At 51.8% G+C, this 22,678-nt stretch carries 17 protein-coding genes; 13 read left to right on the forward strand and 4 right to left on the reverse strand.

Translation table 11 applies throughout. The features are described from left to right. Positions 1 to 200: 200 nt before the first annotated feature. From mutS to O4H49_RS10805, 3 genes are all read left to right on the forward strand, one after another. The gene (mutS, locus tag O4H49_RS10795; RefSeq protein WP_269423732.1) at positions 201 to 2,849 is read left to right on the forward strand and encodes a DNA mismatch repair protein MutS; all 2,649 of its coding nucleotides are present in this window, start codon (positions 201 to 203) and stop codon (positions 2,847 to 2,849) included. Positions 2,850 to 2,965: 116 nt separating this feature from the next. Then, positions 2,966 to 5,734, forward strand: coding sequence for a [protein-PII] uridylyltransferase (locus O4H49_RS10800; RefSeq protein ID WP_269423438.1), 2,769 nt, complete (start codon positions 2,966 to 2,968; stop codon positions 5,732 to 5,734). Between the two features lie 206 nt (positions 5,735 to 5,940). Continuing rightward, the gene (locus O4H49_RS10805) at positions 5,941 to 6,501 is read left to right on the forward strand and encodes a PAS domain-containing protein (RefSeq protein WP_269423439.1); all 561 of its coding nucleotides are present in this window, start codon (positions 5,941 to 5,943) and stop codon (positions 6,499 to 6,501) included. 9 nt (positions 6,502 to 6,510) lie between these two features. Here O4H49_RS10805 and O4H49_RS10810 read toward each other — a convergent pair whose 3' ends face one another. Then, positions 6,511 to 7,143: a LysE family translocator gene (locus tag O4H49_RS10810; RefSeq protein WP_269423440.1), complete on the reverse strand. Its 633-nt coding sequence runs from the start codon at positions 7,141 to 7,143 to the stop codon at positions 6,511 to 6,513. Between the two features lie 383 nt (positions 7,144 to 7,526). Between O4H49_RS10810 and murJ the strand changes: the two genes are divergently transcribed. Further along, on the forward strand, positions 7,527 to 9,158 hold the full coding sequence (gene murJ, locus O4H49_RS10815; RefSeq protein WP_269423441.1) for a murein biosynthesis integral membrane protein MurJ: 1,632 nt from the start codon (positions 7,527 to 7,529) through the stop codon (positions 9,156 to 9,158). 99 nt (positions 9,159 to 9,257) lie between these two features. On the opposite strand, the gene O4H49_RS10820 is transcribed toward murJ, so the two are convergent. After that, positions 9,258 to 9,866, reverse strand: coding sequence for a 2-hydroxychromene-2-carboxylate isomerase (locus O4H49_RS10820; protein ID WP_269423442.1), 609 nt, complete (start codon positions 9,864 to 9,866; stop codon positions 9,258 to 9,260). A gap of 317 nt (positions 9,867 to 10,183) precedes the next feature. Between O4H49_RS10820 and O4H49_RS10825 the strand changes: the two genes are divergently transcribed. From O4H49_RS10825 to O4H49_RS10860, 8 genes are all read left to right on the forward strand, one after another. Continuing rightward, entirely contained in the window at positions 10,184 to 10,954 is a 771-nt protein-coding gene (locus O4H49_RS10825) for a DeoR/GlpR family DNA-binding transcription regulator (RefSeq protein ID WP_269423443.1), read from the forward strand. Positions 10,955 to 11,110: 156 nt separating this feature from the next. Continuing rightward, entirely contained in the window at positions 11,111 to 12,619 is a 1,509-nt protein-coding gene (glpD, locus tag O4H49_RS10830; RefSeq protein WP_269423444.1) for a glycerol-3-phosphate dehydrogenase, read from the forward strand. Positions 12,620 to 12,690: 71 nt separating this feature from the next. Next, positions 12,691 to 13,782, forward strand: coding sequence for an ABC transporter ATP-binding protein (locus tag O4H49_RS10835; protein ID WP_269423445.1), 1,092 nt, complete (start codon positions 12,691 to 12,693; stop codon positions 13,780 to 13,782). A gap of 1 nt (position 13,783) precedes the next feature. Next, positions 13,784 to 14,863, forward strand: a complete 1,080-nt coding sequence (locus O4H49_RS10840; protein WP_269423446.1) for an ABC transporter ATP-binding protein — start codon at positions 13,784 to 13,786, stop codon at positions 14,861 to 14,863. 2 nt (positions 14,864 to 14,865) lie between these two features. Continuing rightward, the gene (locus tag O4H49_RS10845) at positions 14,866 to 15,735 is read left to right on the forward strand and encodes a carbohydrate ABC transporter permease (protein ID WP_269423447.1); all 870 of its coding nucleotides are present in this window, start codon (positions 14,866 to 14,868) and stop codon (positions 15,733 to 15,735) included. Between the two features lie 3 nt (positions 15,736 to 15,738). Then, the gene (locus tag O4H49_RS10850) at positions 15,739 to 16,536 is read left to right on the forward strand and encodes a carbohydrate ABC transporter permease (protein ID WP_269423448.1); all 798 of its coding nucleotides are present in this window, start codon (positions 15,739 to 15,741) and stop codon (positions 16,534 to 16,536) included. Positions 16,537 to 16,553: 17 nt separating this feature from the next. Further along, entirely contained in the window at positions 16,554 to 16,832 is a 279-nt protein-coding gene (locus tag O4H49_RS10855) for a DUF2160 domain-containing protein (RefSeq protein WP_020590527.1), read from the forward strand. Positions 16,833 to 16,902: 70 nt separating this feature from the next. Continuing rightward, positions 16,903 to 18,612 (forward strand): ABC transporter substrate-binding protein, encoded by a 1,710-nt coding sequence (locus tag O4H49_RS10860; protein ID WP_269423449.1) that lies wholly within the window; start codon positions 16,903 to 16,905, stop codon positions 18,610 to 18,612. An 86-nt stretch (positions 18,613 to 18,698) separates the two neighbouring features. Here the strand turns inward: O4H49_RS10860 and O4H49_RS10865 are convergent, their stop codons facing one another. Then, positions 18,699 to 20,636, reverse strand: coding sequence for a bifunctional alpha/beta hydrolase/class I SAM-dependent methyltransferase (locus tag O4H49_RS10865; protein WP_269423450.1), 1,938 nt, complete (start codon positions 20,634 to 20,636; stop codon positions 18,699 to 18,701). A 172-nt stretch (positions 20,637 to 20,808) separates the two neighbouring features. Between O4H49_RS10865 and O4H49_RS10870 the strand changes: the two genes are divergently transcribed. Beyond that, on the forward strand, positions 20,809 to 22,221 hold the full coding sequence (locus O4H49_RS10870; RefSeq protein ID WP_269423451.1) for a dual specificity protein phosphatase family protein: 1,413 nt from the start codon (positions 20,809 to 20,811) through the stop codon (positions 22,219 to 22,221). Between the two features lie 68 nt (positions 22,222 to 22,289). Here the strand turns inward: O4H49_RS10870 and O4H49_RS10875 are convergent, their stop codons facing one another. Beyond that, on the reverse strand, positions 22,290 to 22,598 hold the full coding sequence (locus O4H49_RS10875) for a hypothetical protein (RefSeq protein ID WP_269423452.1): 309 nt from the start codon (positions 22,596 to 22,598) through the stop codon (positions 22,290 to 22,292). Positions 22,599 to 22,678: the final 80 nt, after the last annotated feature.

Genomic DNA, 22,678 nt, shown 5'->3' on the forward strand with positions numbered 1-22,678 from the left:
GCACCAGTTTCCCTATAGTTTTAGAGTTGATTTATTCTGTGACCGAAACGATTTCTTCTGTAGTCCCCCCTCTGCACGATTCCACGACTGATTCCTTGAAACAGGATGACCCGGGAGCAGCCAAGAGTCCGACCTTGCCAGGAAAAACAGCAGGAGCGGCGGGCTCGGCGGGGAGCGACAAAGCAGAAAAGATTACTCCGATGATGGCTCAATACCTCGAGATCAAGGAGGCACATCCCGGTTCCTTGCTGTTTTATCGTATGGGAGATTTCTACGAGCTGTTTTTTCAGGATGCGGTTGAGGCCTCGGCGGCGCTGGATATCACCCTGACCAAACGGGGGCATCACAAGGGGGCAGATATTCCCATGTGTGGCGTGCCCGTTCATGCCGCAGACGGTTATCTTTCCCGCTTGATCAGAAAAGGTTTCAAGGTCGCCATTTGTGAACAGATGGAAGATCCTGCGGAGGCCAAGAAGCGCGGGGCAAAATCGGTTGTAAAGCGGGGGGTTGTCCGCCTGGTAACGCCAGGAACGATCACAGAGGATGAGCTGCTTGATGTGCGCAGTCACAACTTTCTCGCTGCCATCACGGATGCTGCTGGCGGCTATGGACTGGCCTGGCTGGATATGTCGACCGGAGATTTCTTTGCCCAGCCTGTTCAGGTGACCGGAGAGGGGCAACTGGGGCCCCTGTTGGCAGCCCTGGCCCGCTTGAGTCCTGGTGAACTTCTGTTGCCGGAGCGGCTGTATCAACGACAGGAATTTTTTGAAATCATCAATGAATGGCGTGAGGCTATTTCACCTCTGCCCTCCTCCCGCTTTGACAGTGAAAATGCCCGGCGTCGCCTTGAGGACGTCTTCTCCGTCCGGGCACTCGATGCTTTTGGTGAGTTCTCCCGGGCAGAAACCGCCGCGGCCGGAGCACTTCTGGATTATGTCGAGCTGACCCAGAAGGGGAAGCTTCCCCGGCTTTCAGCACCGAAACAGGTGCGTTCTGGCGCTGTAATGGAAATAGATGCTGCAACCCGCCGCAACCTGGAACTGACACAGGCTCTGACTGGAGGACGCAAAGGCAGCCTTCTGGCAACGATTGACCGCACCGTCACCGGGGCAGGTGCCCGGTTGCTGGGGGCCTGGATGTCTTCGCCTCTGACTGATTCAACAGCGGTTATCAACCGGCTGGACATGGTTTCCTGGGCCACAGAACAGGAAAACCTACGGCAGGATCTGCGTTGCAGTTTACGTCAATGTCCTGACATCGAACGCGGCCTCTCCCGCCTGACGATCGGACGAGGGGGCCCCCGGGATCTTGCAGGTATCAGAGATGCCTTGCAGGAAGCTGCCCGGTTAAAAGACCTTTTGTCGTCTATGGCAGGAGGCGCGCTTCCTGAAGGACTGCAACGGCTGGCTGTCCAGCTGGGAGATCATCGGGAACTCTGTGCCAAATTGCAAAAAGCCCTGCTGGAAGATCTTCCGCTTCAGGCTCGGGACGGTGGCTTTATTGCACGGGGCTTTGCTCCGGCCCTGGACGAGTTTAAGCAGCTGCGCGATGACAGTCGAAAATTGATTGCAGGCCTGCAGTCCAAATATGTCGAGATGACGGGCGTTAACAGTCTGAAGGTCAAGCACAACAATGTTCTGGGCTATTTTATCGAAGTCAGTCCGACAAATGCTTCCCGGGTGGATACCGGACCGGATTCCGAGTTCATTCATCGACAGACCCTGGCCTCGGCAATGCGGTTTACCACAGTGGAACTCTCTGAACTGGAGCAGAAAATTGCGGGTGCCGCGGGCAAGGCGTTGGCGATTGAACTCGAACTTTATGAGGAGCTGGTGACAAGCGTGGTTGAGACAGCAGACACGATTGCTTCTGCTGCCCGGGCCCTGGCAACGCTGGATGTGGTTTCAGCCCTTGCCGAGTTGGCGGTAACAGAGCGTTGGAGCCGCCCCAAAGTCGATCAGTCTCTTGCTTTTGATATCGTCAGGGGACGACATCCTGTGGTGGAAGCTGCACTGGCAAAAACCCAGGATGGTCCCTTTGTCGCCAATAACTGCGTCCTGGAGGGGCAGGAAAGGCTGTGGCTGGTGACGGGGCCGAATATGGCGGGTAAGTCGACTTTCCTGCGCCAGAATGCCCTGATCGCGGTTCTGGCTCAGATGGGATCCTATGTACCGGCTGAATCAGCGCATATCGGGGCGATCGACCGGCTGTTCAGCCGGGTTGGCGCGGCGGATGATCTGGCGCGTGGTCGCTCGACCTTTATGGTTGAAATGGTTGAGACCGCGGTGATTCTCAATCAGGCGACGGAGCGATCTCTGGTGATCCTGGACGAGATCGGTCGGGGGACGGCTACGTATGATGGCCTGTCTATTGCCTGGGCCTGTGTCGAGCATCTGCATGAAGCAAATAAATCCCGGGCGCTTTTTGCCACGCACTATCACGAGCTGACGAGTCTGACAGCCAAGCTGGAGTCACTTTCCTGCCACTCCATGCGGGTCAAGGAATGGCAAGGAGAAGTCGTATTCCTGCATGAGGTAACGTCAGGAGCTGCAGATCGGTCCTATGGCATCCATGTGGCCAGGCTTGCGGGGCTGCCTGCCGTCGCCATTGCCCGGGCTGAACAGGTGCTTGAGACTCTGGAGAAAGATGGACAGGCTGGTAATCTGGCACACCTGGCCGAGGATCTGCCTCTTTTTGCCAACCTGCAACGGGCCGAAGCGGAAGCCCAGTCATCAACCGGGGGCAAGTCTGTGCTTGAGTTGCGGCTGGATGCAGTTGCGCTCGACGATCTGACACCGCGAGAGGCTCTGGATTTGCTCTATGAACTGAAAGGGCTTGGGCGGAGTTGATTGTCCCTGCTATGCTCGTGTTCCCAAGTGATTGTTTCGTTTGAACAGTCAGCCAAAGTGCTTTGTTTCCGAGCGCCTTGTTCCCTGAAGACAATGTTTTGGTTAAGCAGGTGTAGATGCCAATTACTTCTCTAGATTATGCCTATGATCAGGATGTCAAAAATAAAGCCGCTATTTTTCCTGCTACAGAGCTGAATAAAAAAATCGCCGGGATTCGGGCACAAAAAGAACCTGCCCTGACCAAACGAAATCAGGTCCTTGCCCTGTTACGGGATGCCTTGAGCGAGGGGCGGGCGGAAGTTCGCAAGCGTTTTGACGAAAAAGCCTCTGGCACAATGGTTGTCCGCGCCAACTGTTTTCTGGTCGATCAGATCGTTAAACTTGTCTATCACTTTGTAAATGAAGAACTTTATCCGGTGGGAGTGCCTTCCAAGGGAGAAAGCCTTTCGGTTGCGGCAGTGGGGGGATATGGCCGTGGAGAACTGGCGCCGCAGTCAGACGTGGATATCCTGTTTTTACTTCCCTACAAGAAAACGCCCAGAACCGAGCAGGTTGTGGAAGCGATGCTTTATTTCCTTTGGGATCTGAACTTTAAAATCGGCCATTCCGTACGCACCCTGAAAGAATGTATCCGCAGTTCACAAGCCGATCTTACAATCAACACCTCTATTCTGGAATCCAGGTTCCTTTGCGGCGATCTCAAGCTTTTTACCCAACTGCGGAAAACCTATGACAGGGTGGTCAGATCGGGGCGAGGGGCGACTTTCATCGAGGAAAAACTCGCCGAACGTAGCGAACGCCACAAGAAAGTCGGGGGGTCCAGGTATACCCTCGAGCCGAATATCAAAGAAGGCAAGGGCGGCTTGAGGGATCTGCAGACCCTTTTCTGGATCGCCAAGTTTATCTATCAGGTTGATGATGTCTCCAGCCTGGTTGAAAGAGGGGTTTTTACCCGGCAGGAAGTGCGCCAGTTTGAAAAAGCCCAGGCCTTTCTTTGGTCGGTGCGCTGTGCCCTGCATTACCTGACCAACCGTCCGGAAGAACGGTTAAGTTTTGATGTTCAGCGCGAGCTGGCAGACTGGATGCAGTATACGGATCATGCCGGGACCAAGGGTGTTGAGCGCATGATGAAACACTATTTCATCGTGGCCAAGGCAGTCGGTGGGCTAACCCGTATTTTCTGTGCTGCCCTGGAAGCCGAACACAATCGCCGATCAGGCTTCCGCTTGCCTTTACCCTTTCTTCAACGCAAGCGAACAGTGGAAAAATTTCGACTTGAAGGAGATCGTCTGACATTCCGGCAAGAAGATACGCTGGATAAAGATCCGCTGGAAATGTTGCGAATTTTTCATGTGGCGCAAAAACATGATCTTGATATCCACCCGGCGGCCTTGCGCAAAATTACGCAGAACCTGCGGCTGATAAAACATCATCTGCGGGATAATGAAGCAGCCAGCAGACTCTTTCTGGATATTCTGGCCTCGCCAAAAGATCCGGAAAAAACCTTGCGGCGTCTGAACGAATCAGGCGTTTTGGGCCGTTTTGTTCCCGACTTTGGCCGGGTAGAAGCCTTGATGCAGTTCAACATGTATCATCACTATACCGTGGATGAGCACACGCTTTTTGCTGTGGGGATTTTGCATCAGATTGAAAAGGGGCTGTTGCAGAAGGAGGCCCCGATTGCCAGTGAGGTTGTACACAAGGTTCTGTCACGCAAGGTTCTCTATGTGGCTGTTTTCTTACACGACATAGCCAAGGGGCGATCGGGGGACCATTCGATTGAAGGGGCCAAGATTGCTTTGCGGATCTGTCCGCGTATGGGGCTGACGGCAGAAGAAACAGAAACGGTTTCCTGGCTGGTGCGTTATCACCTGACCATGAGTGAAACCGCCTTTTCAAGAGACATTGACGATCCAAAAACCATTCAGGACTTTGCCGAGATTGTGCAATCACCCGAACGCCTGCGTCTTTTGCTGATTCTGACTGTTGCAGATATCCGCGCTGTTGGGCCAAATGTCTGGAATGCCTGGAAGGCCGCCTTGTTGAGGGAGCTCTATTGGCGCACAGAAGAGCTTCTTTCCGGGGGGCTTGCTGCTGAAGGGCAAGAGCGCCGGGTGCAGGTGGCCTGGGAAAAACTTACTGCTGCGCTGTCGCACTGGCCCGCCCAGGAACTGGCTTTGCATCTGGAGCGGGGAACGGTTTCCTATTGGATCTCGAGTGATACAGAAACCCAGGCGCGGCATGCAGAGCTGATTCGTCAGGCAGAGGTTGATAAATCTCCTTTTACGGCAGAGGTCAGAGTGGATCACTACCGACAGGTGACCGAAGTGACAATCTATGCCGCTGACCATCCGGGACTTTTCAGCAGGGTTGCAGGCGCTTTGGCTGTTTCAGGGGCCTCTATTGAGGGTGCGACCATTCATACCCTGCGCAATGGTATGGCGCTGGACAGCTTTTACATTGCCGATTCCCACAGTAAGACCCTGATTGAAGATCCGGATCGGCTTCATCAGATTGAAACAGCTATAGAACAATCGCTTACCGGAGAGTTGAAAGCGGCAAAATTGTTGAAAAATCTGCCGACACGGCTGCCCAGTCGCGTGCTCAAGGCCATGCGGGTCAAGCCGCGGGTCCTGATCGATAACAAGGCGAGTGCCAGCTATACCGTGATCGAGGTCAATGGCCAGGATCGACCGGGATTGCTTTATCACCTGACGCAGGCGCTTACGAAACTGGGGCTGCTCGTTCACTCTGCCCGAATTGCGACTTACGGTGTGCGTGCTGTTGATGTGTTCTATGTCGAATCTGCGCTGGGAGACAAAATTTCAAGCCAGCAAAAACTGAACACGATCCAGAAAAAACTGCTGGAAATCCTCGAGTCATGAGAAGGAAACGGGGCAGGCTCTGGGGAACAAGCTTCTGACTGTGGCCTGTCCTGAGGGTGTTTTGTTGCCTGTTGACGCTTGCCAGCTGTTTCCTTCTCTTTCGTTCAGATGCCTGAGATATTTGTGTTAATGTAGCGGAATACTTCGTGGGGACAGAATGACAGCGCTGTCTCTCTCTGTGATAACTCTCTTCGCGGGAACTGACAGTGTCTTCCTCTCTGGCCTTTGATTTCCTGAGTCCGCGCTGCCAGTTGTTTCATGACTACTGGTGGAGGCTGAAAGAGTCTTCGGAACAGATTGTGCCCCATAAATCGGACTTTAATCCGGCGGCAATCAAACCGGTTTTACCCTATGTTTTGCTACATGATCTGACGATTCCGGGGAAATCCCTTTTGCGGCTGGTGGGGACGGCGATTGTTGACCGGATGGGGATTGACGCAACGGGACGAGACTATCTGGACTTTGTTTCACCAGAGCGCAGAGACAAGGCGTATCATCATTTGCAGACGACTTCTTCCCTTCCCTGCGGCATGCGGGTTGTGATCGAAGGAAGATATCAGTCAGGCCGGGTCAATGTTTCCGAGACTGTCGGCTATCCACTTGAAGCGACGGGAGAGGCTCCAAGATTTATGATTTTTGTCGACGATATTGTCGAGACCATGGAATATCAGGATGTGAGTGACAAGCAACTCGAATATTATCGGGTTCGACGTCGGGATTACATCGATATTGGTGCTGGAATCCCGACAGTCAAACCGTCTGAATAAATCAAGAAATTACCTGCTTGCGAGCAAGGCGCTTGCCCCGATTAACGCGCCGCCGCTGATCCGGTTAACCATCTGGACCTTGCCTGACCGTTTCAGAAGAGGAACGAGTTGATTCCCGCCCAAGGCGTAGCTCATCAGCCAAAAGAACTCGATCACAACGAAGGTTCCGGCAAGAATTGCCAGCTGTGGTCCTTGTGGAAGTTCCAGGTTGATGAATTGAGGCAAAAAGGCTGCAAAGAAAATCATGGCCTTGGGGTTACTGGCGCCAACAAAAAACGCCTGGCGGTAAAGCGAGAAGAAATCTTTTTTGCGGCTTGTCGAGATGGTGTTGCACGATGCCGGATTATCCAGCGCCATCGCTGGGCTACGCCAGGCTTTGATCCCGAGATAAAGCAGGTAGACGACCCCCCCCCACTTGATCACGGTAAAGGCGCTTGCGGATGTTGAAAGTATGGCACTTAAACCTGCTGCAGAGGCAAAAAGCATGATCAACATGGCTGACACACCACCAAGGGAGCTGGCAAAGGCGGCCCGTTTTCCGCGAGTCATGCCAACGGTCATCGAAAGCAGCATGTTCGGTCCTGGAGTCATTGAGGCGATACAGGTGGTAACAACGTAAATCAGCCAGGTTTCAAGTGACATTTGGTAGCTTTCAGGGCAGAAATTTGGGCAAAGGAAAAATCCCGAAGACTATAGGGAGATCTTCTGTCACTGAAAAGCCATGATTCTGGATGATGAAGACAGGATGGTAGGACCTGCAATGAGTTCACGACAGTACGGATTTGGGTCTGGAAGTCTGAAGTCGATAGACTCAACAGCGTTCAGCTATGTCGGCCAGTTACCTTTGTCACGGTTGTTGCTTTCTGGTCTTTTAATGGACACTGTGGAAACCCTTCCCAAGAGATGGGCCATCCATTAATAAAGAGCGTGTTATTATCTGAAGCTTATGTCTGGTTACCTGTGTTCTGAAGCTTGCTCCTTGCTTCAACAAGAACCGGGAAGGCATGTTGGGGGCGGAGTTCTATATGTCTTTGGGGAAAAATCTGACAACCGTCAGCGGGTTTACGGGCTTGAGCCGTATTCTTGGTTTTGTGCGCGATATCCTGATTGCTACTTCTCTGGGCACCGGACCTGTTGCGGATGCATTTTTTGTGGCCTTTCGCCTGCCTAATCTCTTCCGCCGGCTTTTTGCCGAGGGGGCGTTCAATGCCGCATTTGTTCCTCTATATGCCGGGAAGATAGAAGCCGAAGGACCTGAAGCTGCACAGACATTCGCTGAACAGGTGCATGCGGTAATGTTTACCTTCATGCTGGTTTTGACTCTGGCAGCTATGGTCGCCATGCCCTGGGTGACCTATTGGCTTGCACCCGGGTTTGAGGACTGGGCAATCAATATTGCAACAGGCGAGGGATTCCGGGTCAGGGCAGAAGGGAGTGATGTTCTGCTAACCGCTCCCGAGAACTTTATTCCCCTACTGGATTATGCCGAGGTTCTGAACAACATTGCTTTCCCCTATCTCTTCTTCATGGTGATTGTCGCTCTCTTCTCGGGCATGTTGAACAGTTTTGGCCGCTTTGCCGAGGCGGCGGCAGCACCGGTTTTGCTGAACATTTTTTTTATTATTTCTCTGATCGTGATTATTCCCAGAGTGGAAGACAGCGGGCAGGCTTTGGCCTGGACGGTAACCTCTGCCGGTTTTGGCCAGTTGCTTCTTGTCTATTTGGCTCTGAGGAAAGCCGGGCTGCACATGAAGTTGCGCCTTCCACGCCTGAATAGCGATGTGAAGACCCTGATGAGACGGATGGTGCCGGGGCTTTTTTCAGCAGGAGCCATGCAGATCAATGTGGTGATCGGCACGATGATATCAAGTTATCAGGAATCAGGCGTTTCCTTCCTCTATTTCGCTGATCGGGTTTATCAGCTTCCTCTCGGATTGATCGGGATCGCGTTTGGCGTGGTCTTGCTACCAGAACTTTCCCGTAAATTAAAAGCCAATGATCACGATGGGGCGATGCGCAGTATGAACCAGGGCATGGAAATGGCTCTGTTGTTGACCCTGCCTGCGACCATCGCGCTGGTTGTTATTCCCTGGCCGATTATCGTAACGCTGTTTGAACATGGCGAGTTTACCCGGGAATCAACCAATGCCACTGCTTTGGCTCTCATGGCTTACGCAGCAGGCTTGCCAGCCTATGTTCTGGTCAAGATTCTTCAACCGGCGTTTTATGCCCGCGAAGATACAGTGACCCCTTTCCATCTGGCCATAGTTTCAATCGTGATCAATATTGTTCTCAGTCTGGCCCTGTTCCAGGTGATGCAGCATGTCGGTATTGCCTTGGCGACGGCGATTTCTTCCTGGGTGAACGTTCTGATGCTCTGGATTGTGCTGGTAAGGCGAGGTCACCTGAAACTCAATGCGCGTTTCGTGTCTCGGCTGCCAAAAATTCTTGCAGCCTCTTTTGTGATGGGGGGGGGCCTCTGGGCAGGAATGCGTTGGCTGAATCCCTGGTTTGAGGGGATTCATTACGAGAAAATAGTCGCGCTTTCCATTTTGATCGGCGGTGGTTTCTTGCTTTATGCTCTGCTGACGGTGTTATTCGGTATTGTCCGACCAGCGGATATAGCGCGCTTGTTTCGTCGCAAGAAGAAGGCATAGCCTGAGTTAGAGACAGGACAGAGAGAAAAATCCGGGAATTAGCCGAGGATTAAAGAGACCTGCCTCAGGCCTGCAGGTCTCTCTTTTTCTTGTATTGGTTCAGGACTTTTCCAGGGCACGGTCAAGAAAGTCAATGCGGTCCTGTCCCCAAAAAATCTCGTCCCTGTAGATGTAGGTTGGAGAGCCGAAAACATCCCGGGCATGAGCTTCGGCTGTGGTCGCCTTGTAGCGGGCGCTGATGGCATCATTTTTTGCCAGATCGACAAGAGTATCTGATTCAAAGCCGCAGCTCGTTGCAATTTCTGCAAGAGTTGTTTCATCAGCAATATTTCGCTCTTCGGCCCAGACGGCGGTCAGAATGGCATCGCTCAGCTTTCCGGAACCCTGTTGTACCGTTTCCAGCTCTGCTGCTGCCAGAACCATACGTGCTGCCAGGCTTTGATCTGCGGGCCAGAAGGCAGGTTGGAAATTCATGGGAACATTAAGATAGTCTGACCAGCGTTTCAGTTCATCCATACGAAAGCGTTGCCGTGCCGGATGACGTTTTGCCGGGGGTGTTCCCCCCATGTTTTCAAAAGTTTCCATCACATCAATCGGTTTGTAATTAACCTGGGCACCATGTTTGGCGACCACCTGGTTAAAGTGTTTTATGCCCAGGTAGCTCCAGGGTGACAGTAGAAAATGATAGTAATCGATGACTTTGCTCATGTATTTTTCCTCTGAAGCAAACCGACTCAATTGGGCAGGTATCTCTGAAGATAAACGCTCTGGTCGGCTGTGATGTCCGGGACAGAGAGAATCAACAGATATGGGCTATTGGTCCAGTATGTTTTGATCATCTTTACGTGAAAGTGGTCATTGTATCTTTTTTACAAATGAATTCTCCTAGGATTCGCTGGAAAAAATTGCGATTAAAAGTTTCGTGTTCCGAAAAACGAAACTTTTGCTCTTTCGATTTTTTTGGGCACTACGTAAACTGGATCAGTGAGGCAGGTAGCGACCCAATGGCAGCAGGAGATAATCTCATGGAAACACTCAATACCAGACAGCGGGAAATTGTTGGTATAGCCCGGCTGGAAGGACGTGTTCTTGTTGAGGAATTGGCCAGTCGCTTCGATGTTTCTCTGCAAACAATCCGGAAAGATCTTAATGAAATCTGTGCCAAGGCGATTCTGAAAAGAATTCATGGCGGTGCCGTTTTTGCGGCTGGTGTGGAGAATCTTCGTTATGACGCGCGAAGGTTGATCGCTCAAAATGAAAAACGCGGCATTGGTATGGCTGCTGCTGACCTTATTCCGGACAACTGCTCGCTATTTATCAATATCGGAACGACCACAGAAGAAGTGGCGCACTGCCTGCTCCGCAAGAAAGATCTTCTGGTTATTACGAACAATATAAATGTTGCCAATATCTTGCGACCCTCTCCGGCCACCGATGTTATCATCGCAGGGGGCATGGTCCGTCGTTCCGATGGCGGTGTCGTCGGGGAAACAGCAGTGGATTTTATCAAGCAGTTCAAGGTTGATTTTGCCATTATCGGCACATCGGCGGTTGATGAAGATGGCTCGTTACTCGATTTCGATTTGCGAGAAGCGAAAGTTGCTCAAGCCATTATCGCAAATGCGCATCATGTCATTCTTTGTGCCGATCAGACCAAACTGAAACGAACTGCCCCGGTTCGTGTTGCGCACTTCGGTCAGATAAATACCTTTGTTACTGACCGTTTAGAGTCCGAAAGCCTGCGTAAAGTCTGTTTGGATCACGGGGTTAGATTGATCGAGTCCGATCTGTCATAAAACTGTCACAAAAGTTTTCGCTTGCGGTCATAAAAATCTTCGAATAGCTTTCAAAACGAAACAAAAAGAAAGAAGTTCCGAAAGGGACGAAATTTTGGCATTAAAGCCTGGTTTTGGAACATCCGGTTTTAGGATGAGGCATTCGGGGAGAATTCGGTGAGCGGTCAGACGTATGACCTCGTCATTGTAGGCGGTGGCGTGAACGGATGTGGCATTGCACGTGATGCTGCAGGACGGGGACTGAAAGTTTGTGTTGTCGAGCAGGCAGATCTTGCCCGGGCAACCAGTTCTGCCAGTACCAAGTTGATTCATGGTGGCTTGCGCTATCTCGAACATTACGAATTCCGTTTGGTGCGTGAGGCCCTGATCGAACGTGAAACCCTGTGGGCCATGGCCCCACATATTATCTGGCCTTTGCGTTTTGTTCTGCCCCACAACAAGGCCCAGCGACCCGGTTGGATGATTCGGATCGGCCTGTTCCTTTATGACCATCTCGGCGGGCGCAAGAAACTTCCGGCCAGCACGGCGCTGAATCTGGACAAGGATCCTGCTGGCAGACCGTTACAGCCGGGGTTTTCCAAGGGTTTTGAATATTCGGACTGCTGGGTCGACGATGCCCGTCTTGTTGTTCTGAATGCGATTGATGCCCGGGAAAAAGGTGCTGATATTCATTGCCGGACCCGCTGTGTCAAAGCCAAGGTTGAGGACGGAATCTGGAAGCTTTCCTGCGAAAATGTCGATAGTGGAGAGAAGACCGAGATCAAGGGCAAGGTTATGGTCAATGCCTCTGGCCCCTGGGTTTCCAAGTTTCTTGAAGAGCGGCTGGAAAGTTCGTCACATCATGCAATCCGCATGGTCAAGGGCAGCCATATTGTTGTGCCCAAACTGTTTGATCATAACCGTTGCTATATTTTCCAGAACGATGACAAGCGTATTGTTTTTGCTATTCCCTATGAGCAGGACTTTACCCTGATCGGGACCACAGATGAGGATTTCCAAGGCGATCCTTCCGGTGTAAAGATTTCCGCTGACGAAGTTAAATATCTCTGTCGTTTGTCGAACAGCTATTTCAAAACGGGTATTACCCCGGAGGATGTGGTACACACCTATTCGGGAGTCCGGCCGCTTTATGATGACGGCGCCAGCCAGGCACAGGAAGCGACCCGGGACTATGTGCTCAAGGTCGATGAGCAGGATGGTGCTGCTGTTCTGAATATTTTTGGTGGCAAGATCACGACCTATCGCCGTCTGGCGGAGCATGCGCTGGAAAAACTGTCGGGCTATTTCACGGAACCCGGAGAAGCCTGGACCAAGGGTGCAACACTTCCGGGCGGGGACTTTCCCTGTGAAGAAGCCCCGGCCCAGGTCAACAAACTTCTGGGCAAATATCCCTTTATTAAGAAATCTCACGCGGAAAGATTGATCCGCAGCTATGGCACGCGCTACCTTGCGTTGCTGGGTGACTCAAGGAAAATTGAAGATCTTGGCCAGTGCTTTGGTGCGGATCTCTATGAAATCGAAGTGCAGTATCTGATTGATCACGAATGGGCTTACAAAGCAGATGACGTCCTGTGGCGGCGCAGCAAGCTGGGGCTCAGAATCAAGGATGACAAGGTGCAAGCGCTGGAAGAATGGATGGCGACAGCAACAAACAAAGCTGGCTGAAGTCAGAAAAATCAACGCCCTCTAAACAATTGCAAAAGAAACAAGTGCGGTTGAGTTTCGGTAGGAAATAAATGACGCTAACTCTTGAAAACGTCTGGAAGACGGTCGGGGACGAGGTGCATATCGCAGAGGCTAATCTTAGCCTGGAACGCGGGACGCTCAATACTCTTCTGGGATCGACACTGTCAGGCAAAACCAGTTTGATGCGCCTTATGGCTGGCTTGGATAAGCCGACCAGGGGGCGTGTCCTGTTTGATGGGCAGGATGTAACAGGGGTCCGGGTACAGGACCGTAATGTTGCCATGGTCTATCAGCAGTTCATCAATTACCCCGCTCTGAGCGTCTATGAGAACATTGCTTCTCCGTTGCGTATTGCGAAAGCGCCCGCTGACGAGATCGACCGCAAGGTCCGTGATGCTGCCGCGATGATGAAGCTCGAGCCGATGCTTGAGCGGACTCCCGCTGAACTGTCTGGTGGCCAGCAACAGCGTACCGCCTTGGCCCGTGCTCTGGTCAAGGGTGCTGATCTGGTGTTGCTGGATGAGCCCTTGGCAAACCTGGATTATAAGCTGCGCGAAGAACTGCGGGAAGAATTGCCAAAGGTTTTTGCTGAATCCGGTGCTGTTTTTGTCTATGCGACAACGGAACCAACAGAAGCCCTGTTGCTTGGCGGGAATACGGCAACCCTGCACGAAGGCCGGGTCACCCAGTTCGGACCAACCCTGGACATCTATCGCAATCCAGGGAATCTGCTTACGGCGGATGTTTTCTCTGACCCGCCAATGAATACGCTGCCTGTCAGTATTCGCGGTGGTGTTGTCAGTCATGGCGAGATTCTCTCGGCCCCTGCAACGGACGTGCTGTCGAAAGTTCCTGATGGCGATTATGTTATCGGCTTTCGCCCCAATCATCTGCATCTGCACAATCGGGATACCAGCTATATTGCGGTCAAAACCCGTGTTGCTGTTACTGAAATTACCGGTTCGGAATCTTTCGTTCATGTTGATTTTGGTGGTCAGCGCTGGGTGAGCCTGACTCACGGTGTGCGGGAAGTCGAGATCGACAGCAATATCGAAGTTTATCTGGAACCCTCCAAATGCTTCGTCTTTGATGCCGGTGGCAAGCTTGTCGCTGGCCCCTGGACTGCGGGTGGGGAGAACTGATATGGCAAGAATTGAACTAAATCGCTTGGCACATTCCTATATGCCGACGATCCAGAGCCCGGAAGAGTTTGCACTGAAAGAACTGAATCACGTCTGGGAAGATGGTGGTGCCTATGCGCTTCTCGGTCCTTCCGGTTGTGGCAAGACGACACTTCTGAACATTATTTCGGGTCTGTTGATTCCAACCCATGGTGAAATCCGCTTTGACGGCGAAGATGTCACAAGAAAAGCGACAGAAGCCCGGAATATCGCGCAGGTTTTCCAGTTTCCAGTGATCTATGACACCATGACCGTCTATGACAATCTGGCATTTCCACTGCGCAATCGCGGTGTTGCTGCCAATGATGTCGACCGGCGGGTTCGCGAGATCGCCGAACTGCTGGAGCTGGGCGATACGCTCAAGCACAAGGCCAGCGGACTGACTGCAGATGCGAAGCAGAAGATTTCTCTGGGGCGGGGGCTGGTGCGGGCCGATGTTTCCGCGATCCTGTTTGATGAACCCTTGACTGTCATTGACCCGCATCTGAAGTGGCAATTGCGGTCTCAGCTTAAACATCTGCACAAACGCTTTAACTACACCATGGTCTATGTGACCCATGACCAGACAGAGGCCCTGACCTTTGCCGACAAGGTTGTGGTGATGTATGACGGCGCTGTGGTTCAGATGGGGACACCCGAAGAACTCTTCGAACGACCCAAGCATACCTTTGTCGGATATTTTATCGGCTCCCCTGGAATGAACGTTGTGCCCTGCCATATCGATGGCGACAAAGCCATGGTTGCCGGGCATGCCTTTGCCATGGAGCAGGGTTTTTCAAAAATCCCGACCGGAGCTTCACTTGAAGTTGGTATCCGTCCCGAGTTTCTTTCGCTGTCGCGTGAAGGTTCTGGTCCGGAAGTCTCTATTCAGAAAGTCGAAGACCTTGGCCGTTTCAAGGTGGCCAGTGTGCGTCTGGAAGATCATGAATTCAAAGTCATGGTTGGCGAAGATCAGGAGGTTCCTGCAGATGGAGCCCGCCTCATCGTCGACCCGACCCATGTAAACCTTTATGCCAACAGTCATTTGGTAGAGGAGGCCTGATCATGAATAAATGGTCTGATAACCGCGCCTGGTGGCTCGTACTCCCTGTCGTCCTGATCGTTGCGTTTTCTGCTGTGATCCCTCTGATGACCGTAGTGAACTATTCCTTCCAGGATACTTTTGGAAACAACGAGTTTTTCTGGGAAGGGGTTGGCTGGTTCCAGGAAGTCCTGAGATCTGATCGCTTCCATGATGCCATGGGACGGCAGTTCCTGTTTTCCTTTATCATTCTGGCAATCGAGATTCCGCTGGGTATCGTTATTGCGCTGGCCATGCCGCGCAAGGGTTTCTGGGTTCCTTTCTGCCTGATTCTCATGGCGCTGCCGCTGCTTATCCCCTGGAACGTGGTCGGAACGATCTGGCAGATTTTCGGGCGTATCGATATTGGTCTGCTTGGGGCTTTCCTCGACAACATCGGAGTTGAGTATAACTACACGCAAAACACACTTGATGCCTGGGTGACCCTAGTTGTGATGGATGTGTGGCACTGGACTTCCCTGGTGGTTCTTCTGTGTTACGCAGGGTTGCAGTCTATTCCTGATGCCTATTATCAGGCAGCCCGGATTGATGGTGCCAGCAAATGGGCGACCTTCCGCTACATCCAGTTGCCAAAGATGAACCGGGTGCTGCTGATCGCTGTGTTGCTCCGTTTTATGGACAGTTTCATGATTTACACCGAGCCCTTTGTCGTCACAGGTGGGGGACCGGGTAATGATACGACTTTCCTTTCGATCGATCTGGTGCAGATGGCTATTGGACAGTTTGACCTCGGTCCAGCTGCAGCCATGTCCCTGATCTACTTCCTGATCATTCTGCTCTTCAGCTGGGTATTTTTCACGGTCATGAGCTATCTGGACAGAGTGGAGAACTAAGAGATGAAAACCAAAGCTTTTGTAACCGTTCTCTATATCCTCTTCCTGTTGCTGCCGATTTACTGGCTGCTCAACATGTCGCTCAAGACAAACGAAGAGATCCTGAGCACCTTTACGCTCTGGCCGCAGGACCTGACTTTTGCCAACTACATGGTGATTTTCACCGATGCCAGCTGGTACAATGGCTATATCAACTCGACGATCTACGTGGTGTTGAACACCATTATCACCCTGTTGGTGGCCCTTCCGGCGGCCTATGCTTTTTCCCGCTACAATTTTATGGGTGACAAGCATCTGTTCTTCTGGCTCCTGACCAACCGGATGGCGCCGCCTGCAGTTTTTGCCCTGCCGTTCTTCCAGCTCTACTCATCCGTAGGACTGTTTGATACGCATATAGCTGTGGCATTGGCACATTGTCTGTTCAACATTCCACTGGCGGTCTGGATCCTCGAGGGCTTTATGTCCGGGGTACCCCGCGAGATTGATGAAACCGCCTATATTGACGGCTATTCCTTCCCGCGTTTCTTTACCCGGATTTTTACACCGATGATTTCCTCCGGGATCGGTGTCGCGGCATTCTTCTGCTTTATGTTCTCGTGGGTCGAGCTGTTGTTGGCCAGAACCCTGACATCGGTGGATGCAAAATCGATCAGTGCGACGATGACCCGGACGGTTTCTGCCTCGGGCCTTGATTGGGGCGTGCTGGCAGCCGCCGGGATCCTGACCATTATCCCGGGAATACTCGTGATCTATTTCGTACGTAACTACATCGCCAAGGGCTTTGCCCTGGGTCGGGTATAACTCAAGGAGTCCGTATCATGGAATTGAACTGGATGGCCTGGACCTGGCCAACGGCTATTTTCTTTCTCGTTATCGCAAGCACGTTGGTTGTGATGACGGTATTGGCAGTCAAGTTTCCGGAAAGAGAAAAGGTTGGGATTCTCAAGATACCAACCACTAGGGGAGACCGACTGTTTATCACTTTGCTGGGTAGCGCTTTTATCCATCTCGGCTGGCTTCTGGTATCAGATATCCAGCTGTGGGGAGCCCTCGTCGTGAGCGCTGTCTATGCATTCATCGTGTTTCGGTGGGTGTAGGCAAAAGAGGGCATCGTGGGGAGTGAGGTTCGCCTCACTGACTTGAATGAAGCAACAGGGAGCAAAAATAATGAAATCCCGTTACATTGGTGGCGCGCTTACAGCCGTCGCTCTGGTTCTTTCAGCCGGAGCAGCTCATGCCGATGCAGAAGCTGCAAAAAGCTGGGTAGAAAATGAATTTCAGCCTTCAACCTTGTCTAAAGAAGACCAGATGAAGGAAATGGAATGGTTTGCCAAGGCTGCAGAGCCGTTCAAAGGCATGGAAATCAATGTGGTTTCCGAAACCATTACCACGCACGAATATGAGTCAAAAACCCTTGCCAAGGCTTTCTATGAAATCACCGGTATCAAGGTTAATCACGACCTGATCGGTGAGGGTGATGTTGTTGAAAAACTGCAGACACAGATGCAGTCCGGCAAAAACATCTATGATGCCTATATCAACGATTCCGACCTGATCGGTACACACTACCGCTATCAGCAGGTTGTTCCTTTGACCGATTGGGTTTCCGAAGAAGGTGCAGATGTCACCAACCCGGATCTCGACATCGGTGATTTTATCGGTACATCCTTTACAACCGGACCTGATGGCAAGCTTTATCAGCTTCCTGACCAGCAGTTCGCCAACCTTTACTGGTTCCGGTATGACTGGTTCACCAATCCTGATCTGAAAGCCAAATTCAAAGCCAAATATGGCTACGATCTGGGTGTTCCGGTTAACTGGTCTGCTTACGAAGACATCGCCGATTTCTTCACCAACGACGTGAAAGAAATTGATGGTGAAGCCGTATATGGTCACATGGATTACGGTAAAAAAGATCCATCTCTCGGCTGGCGCTTCACCGATGCATGGCTCTCCATGGCCGGTGCAGGTGATAAAGGCATTCCAAACGGTCTTCCTGTTGATGAATGGGGTATCCGTATGGAAGGTTGCCGTCCTGTTGGGTCTTCTGTTGCCCGTGGCGGCGCGACCAACGGACCAGCTGCGGTCTACTCTGTTACCAAGTATGTTGACTGGCTGAAAAAATACGCTCCTCCTTCTGCACCAGGCATGACCTTCGGTGAAGCTGGTCCGGTTCCTGCGCAGGGTGCTATTGCCCAGCAGATCTTCTGGTACACTGCTTTCACTGCTGACATGGTGAAAGAAGGCCTGCCGGTTGTGAATGCTGACGGGACACCAAAATGGCGTATGGCTCCTTCTCCGAAGGGTCCTTACTGGGAAGAAGGCCAGAAGCTCGGTTATCAGGATGCCGGTTCATGGACACTCATGAAATCGACACCGGTTGATCGTCGTAAAGCTGCCTGGCTCTATGCCCAGTTCACTGTTGCGAAAACCGTTTCTCTGAAGAAAAGCCACGTTGGCCTGACTTTCGTTCGCGAGAGCGATATCCAGCATGAATCCTTCACCGAGCGGGCTCCAAACCTTGGCGGTCTGGTCGAGTTCTATCGTTCCCCTGCACGTCTGCAGTGGACACCAACAGGTGTGAACGTTCCGGATTATCCGAAGCTGGCACAGCTCTGGTGGCAGAATATTGGTGATGCGAGCTCAGGCTCCAAAACCCCACAGGAAGCGATGAACTCTTTGGCTGAAGCACAGGACAAGGTTCTTTCCCGTCTCGAGAAAGCCGGCGTTCAGGGCGAGTGTGGTCCAAAGCTGAATGAAGAGCAGGACGAAAGCTATTGGCTGGAACAGCCTGGTTCTCCTAAAGCCAAACTGGCGAACGAGAAGCCACAGGGTGTCACAATTGACTATGATGAACTGATTGCCAGCTGGAACTAATCTTTCCTAAGGTATGATGAATAAAGACGGGGCCGGAAGTTATCTTCCGGCCCCGTCTTGTATTGAACAGCCAAAGGATTTTCTGGCTAGTTCTCGCTGGTCACTTTGTCTGTTGTTTTGGCCTTGGTCGGTCTTGTTTTGGGGGCGCGAGGTTTGGCTGCCACAGGCTTTTTTGTGGTCGTCCCGGGTTTGCGGCGGAGAGTTGCCTTTTTCGCTTTTGCCTTTGTCTCGACCTTGAGTGCAGCGGATTTTGTTTTGGCTGTATCAGGAGATACAGTCGCCGCCGTTACTTTTTGGGCGAGCGAGACGGTAAAGATGCCAAATTCGTCAACTTTCATATCGACCTTCTTGAAGCCGACGCTCTCAACCAACTGGTCCATTTCCTGCTGGCTGCGGCGGCGCATAACCCAGTCGCTATTGTTGCGATGGCTGGTCAGAACCCGGGCAATAAATTCAAGCTGGGGATGCCAGGGCTGGTTGGTATAGATCAGATAGCCCCCGGGCTGGATCTTTTCCGCCAGACCTTTCAGACTCTGGAGGACGGGTTGATTTTCCGGGAAGAGTTCATAGAGACCGGAAACAATGCCGATATTGGGCGTGTTATCAATTTCTGCCAGCGAGGCAGGATCAAAGGCATCCCCCTGTTTAAAGGTGACATTGTTCAGATTATAGGCTTTGGCTCTGTTCGAACCCTCTCTGACATTATCGTGGCTGAAATCACGCAGGAGAGCAGAAACATCCTGGTCTTTTCTGGCGCGGAGAACATCCAGGACGTACCGTCCCTGACCGGTGGCCAGTTCCGTAATCCTAACAGCTTCACCCTTTTCACGTAGGGTGGAAATGGTTTGATCAAGAAGCAGTTCGAGGTTTTCTTTCCTTTTACGGATGCCTTTCCAGCCGGGGCTGTCGAGAAAATTCCGATCGATGAGCTTTCCGATCGGGTTACTGCCACGGGCCTTGTTCTGGTAGACATAATCCAGCATCGCACCGGAATCAAATCCCTCGCGCCAGCCGAGCTCGATGCCATAACTCATTTTTCCGAGCGACTTCATCAAGGATCGGGTCAGCGAGAAACAGACCTTCTTCGGGGAGTACCATGGCAGTGGTTGCTTGAGCTGATCATATTCATCTTTGGTATAGCCGACCTTGTCTGCGTCGAGCAGGGCTGGAAGTGTTTCGTTTCGGGCATAGAGATCATCGATAAAAATTCGAGCCTTGTTGAGAGGCAGGTGGCTGTTCTTTTCGTTGAAAGTGTCGTGCAGGAAGCCGGGAAAGGTCTGCATTTCCTTCCGCGGGTTGCTCAGTCCGTTATAGAACTGGCGTTGTGCTGATTGTCTGACGACAAAATCAGCTCCGGACGAGAGGATCAACACCGGAACTGTGATCGCTCCGGCATCGGCCAGCAGACGACTTCCGGCGTCGTAGAGCCCGAGCAGGATGTTCACGGCGATTTTGGGCGTGATCAAGGGGTCGTTGTCATAGGATCGCTGTTTTTCCTGATCGTGCGTGAGCAAACGTCCTTTTACGTAGCTTGAGATAAAGGTCTTCCCCTTGATTTTTTGCAGCAAACGCAGGCCGGGGATGGCAAAGGGGGCATAAAGCCGGACCCGCAGGGCCGGGCTGCCGAGGATAAGACCCCGGATGGGGGGGCTGTAATCATGTACCCAGGTGCTGACCAGAACAGATCCAACGCTGTGTCCGAGGATAATCATGTCGTTATAGGCAATGCCGTATTCTGTGGAGATATGGCGTACGAAGCTGTCGACATCCTTTACCAGGGCATCAAAGCTCTTGGCATAGCCTCGTTCTCCTGGAGATTTTCCATGCCCACGGGCATCCCAGGCAAAGAAATTGAGGTCACCCTTGTCGAGATGATCAATGACGCCTTGCCAGCGACCTGAGTGTTCGTGACCACGATGAAAAAGGATAACCGCCTTTTTTGATTTCTTTTTCGGTTGCCATGCGCGGTAGAACAGTTCTGTCTGGTCCCAGCTTTTCATGGTGTGTTCGGTAAGATCAAGCATCTATAAACCCTGAGAAAGTTACGAAGCGGTGATAAGAATATATACCAGAAGTGGTGGTTGTGGTTAAAACAATCAAGCAGAGCGATTCGTCAGCAGTTGCTGTGTCATAGGTCGAACGTGTGGTGTTTGGGGCAACTCAGCAAAAACACATAGAGTGGGGGAGAAGCGGGTGATGGCATCAGGTAAACAGAACGCTGTGGCAGGAAGCCTGCTTTTTGATGCAAGGCCTGCGGCTGTACCACTGGTGAAAGAAAAACTTCTGTGGACGGTTAATCTCGGGCTGTTTTTCTTTCTGCTGTACGGATCGGTTAATTATATCAGTTTGTTGCGGGCGCCACATCCGGCGGTCTTTGCGGAATGGGAAAAATCCATCCCCTTTATTCCCGAGTTCATCCTGCCGTATATGTCTTCGGATCTGGTTTTTGTGGTTGCCTTCTTCCTCTGCCAAAGCCGTCGGGAAATTCAGGTTCTGGGTCTGCGGTATGGCACGGCGATTGTGCTTTCAGCTCTGTTCTTTCTGCTGCTGCCGCTTCAGTTTTCTTTTGTCCGACCTTCGGTTACAGGCTGGCCGGCAATTCTGTTTGACTTGTTGAGTCTGGATCAGCCCTTTAACCAGTTTCCTTCGTTGCATATCTCGCTCGGGTTTCTGGCATGGCAACAGATCAGTCGTCAGCTAAAAGGAATCGCCTTTGCTGCAATCACTCTGTGGTTTGTGTTGATCGGGGCTTCAACAGTCCTGGTTTTCCAGCACCATATGATTGATATCCTGGGTGGTGTGGCTGTAATCCCGGTTTTGCTGTGGCTGGTGCCGGACCGCGGCGAAAACCGGTTTTTCCCCCTGCGGTTTGTTACACCCCGGCACCTGCACATGGCCTTTCGGTATCTGGTGCTTTCCGTGGGTTTAACTCTCTTGGCATTTCAACTGGGGTGGTGGGGACTTGTACCGGGTAGTGCCGCCTTGTCATTTATTTATGTGTCGGTTTGTTATCTTCTGGGGTTCAACGGTTTTCTTTTCAAGAACAGTGAAGGGTATCCCCTGCTTATGTATCTGTTGCTCTGGCCCTATCTGATTGCTTGTTGGCTGAACTGGTGGTTTTGGCAAGGACGGGTTGCGCCCCTGAGTGAAATTCAGCCGGGGCTCTGGCTTGGAGGGCGGCCAGACAACGTGATTTGGCAGAAACTTGAGGGGCTTGGCGTGACATCGGTTGTAGATCTGGTGCCGGAACTGTCATCAGGTGCGCCGGGTTCTTTCCGGTTTGTACATATCCCGTTGCTTGATATCGCAATTCCTGCCCCCGAACAGCTGGACAGGATCGTGGCGCAGATTGCCGATGGCTTGAAGGGGGGAAGTATCTATGTCCATTGTGCGCTGGGTATGTCGCGCAGCGTTCTGGCGATCAGTGCCTATTTGATCCAGCAGGGATATAGCGTGGAGGAAGCTCTGTCTTTGATGGATGAAAAACGTCCCAACAGGGTAAGGCGTCCCTATATCAGGATCGCCCTGGAGCTTTATCGGGACTATCAGGCTAAAGGTAAATCGGGAACCCGGCCGGAAGAGCAGAAATCAGAAGAGATCTTCTCGTAAACGACAGAGGATGCCGGGGTTGTCCTCTGTCGTTTTACACTACCGTGTTTATTCAAGAAAAGGCTGAGCTAGCGATATCCTCTGCTGTCGTCGTGTTTGGACCACTTGGGATTGTTATGGCCATCATGCTTCTTGTGTTTTGAATGATGGTGATCATGCTTTTGAGGGCTGTATTTCTGTACAACAACATAGCGCGGCGCAGGGCGTTGGTAATGATGTGTATGGTGTTGCTGATAAACCGGGGCGGGTTTGACGATGACTATCTTGATGCCGGGCAGTGAAAAATTACTGTCAGCCTGCGCAACACGCGTTGTTGTGGTGCCGATCAGGGCAAGTGCAGCGAAGGTGTAGAGAGCTTTTTTATAAAGTTTCATCATGTTCTCCTTGGTATCGACATCCCCTGTCATGGTTAATAAACGTTCATTGAAGGAATATCCGTCGCAAGGTTCGAATGGCC

The organism is Kiloniella laminariae (assembly GCF_027214005.1).
GTDB lineage: Bacteria > Pseudomonadota > Alphaproteobacteria > Kiloniellales > Kiloniellaceae > Kiloniella > Kiloniella laminariae_A.

Excerpts from the sequence above, each read along its gene's own strand:
- murJ (WP_269423441.1), top strand. The coding sequence starts at position 7,527 with ATGTCTTTGGGGAAAAATCTGACAACCGTCAGCGGGTTTACGGGCTTG.
- O4H49_RS10870 (WP_269423451.1), top strand. The coding sequence starts at position 20,809 with ATGGCATCAGGTAAACAGAACGCTGTGGCAGGAAGCCTGCTTTTTGAT.
- O4H49_RS10810 (WP_269423440.1), bottom strand. The coding sequence starts at position 7,143 with ATGTCACTTGAAACCTGGCTGATTTACGTTGTTACCACCTGTATCGCC.
- O4H49_RS10820 (WP_269423442.1), bottom strand. The coding sequence starts at position 9,866 with ATGAGCAAAGTCATCGATTACTATCATTTTCTACTGTCACCCTGGAGC.
- O4H49_RS10825 (WP_269423443.1), top strand. The coding sequence starts at position 10,184 with ATGGAAACACTCAATACCAGACAGCGGGAAATTGTTGGTATAGCCCGG.
- O4H49_RS10840 (WP_269423446.1), top strand. The coding sequence starts at position 13,784 with ATGGCAAGAATTGAACTAAATCGCTTGGCACATTCCTATATGCCGACG.
- O4H49_RS10800 (WP_269423438.1), top strand. The coding sequence starts at position 2,966 with ATGCCAATTACTTCTCTAGATTATGCCTATGATCAGGATGTCAAAAAT.
- O4H49_RS10875 (WP_269423452.1), bottom strand. The coding sequence starts at position 22,598 with ATGATGAAACTTTATAAAAAAGCTCTCTACACCTTCGCTGCACTTGCC.
- O4H49_RS10860 (WP_269423449.1), top strand. The coding sequence starts at position 16,903 with ATGAAATCCCGTTACATTGGTGGCGCGCTTACAGCCGTCGCTCTGGTT.
- O4H49_RS10835 (WP_269423445.1), top strand. The coding sequence starts at position 12,691 with ATGACGCTAACTCTTGAAAACGTCTGGAAGACGGTCGGGGACGAGGTG.
- O4H49_RS10865 (WP_269423450.1), bottom strand. The coding sequence starts at position 20,636 with ATGCTTGATCTTACCGAACACACCATGAAAAGCTGGGACCAGACAGAA.
- O4H49_RS10850 (WP_269423448.1), top strand. The coding sequence starts at position 15,739 with ATGAAAACCAAAGCTTTTGTAACCGTTCTCTATATCCTCTTCCTGTTG.
- mutS (WP_269423732.1), top strand. The coding sequence starts at position 201 with ATGATGGCTCAATACCTCGAGATCAAGGAGGCACATCCCGGTTCCTTG.
- O4H49_RS10845 (WP_269423447.1), top strand. The coding sequence starts at position 14,866 with ATGAATAAATGGTCTGATAACCGCGCCTGGTGGCTCGTACTCCCTGTC.
- O4H49_RS10855 (WP_020590527.1), top strand. The coding sequence starts at position 16,554 with ATGGAATTGAACTGGATGGCCTGGACCTGGCCAACGGCTATTTTCTTT.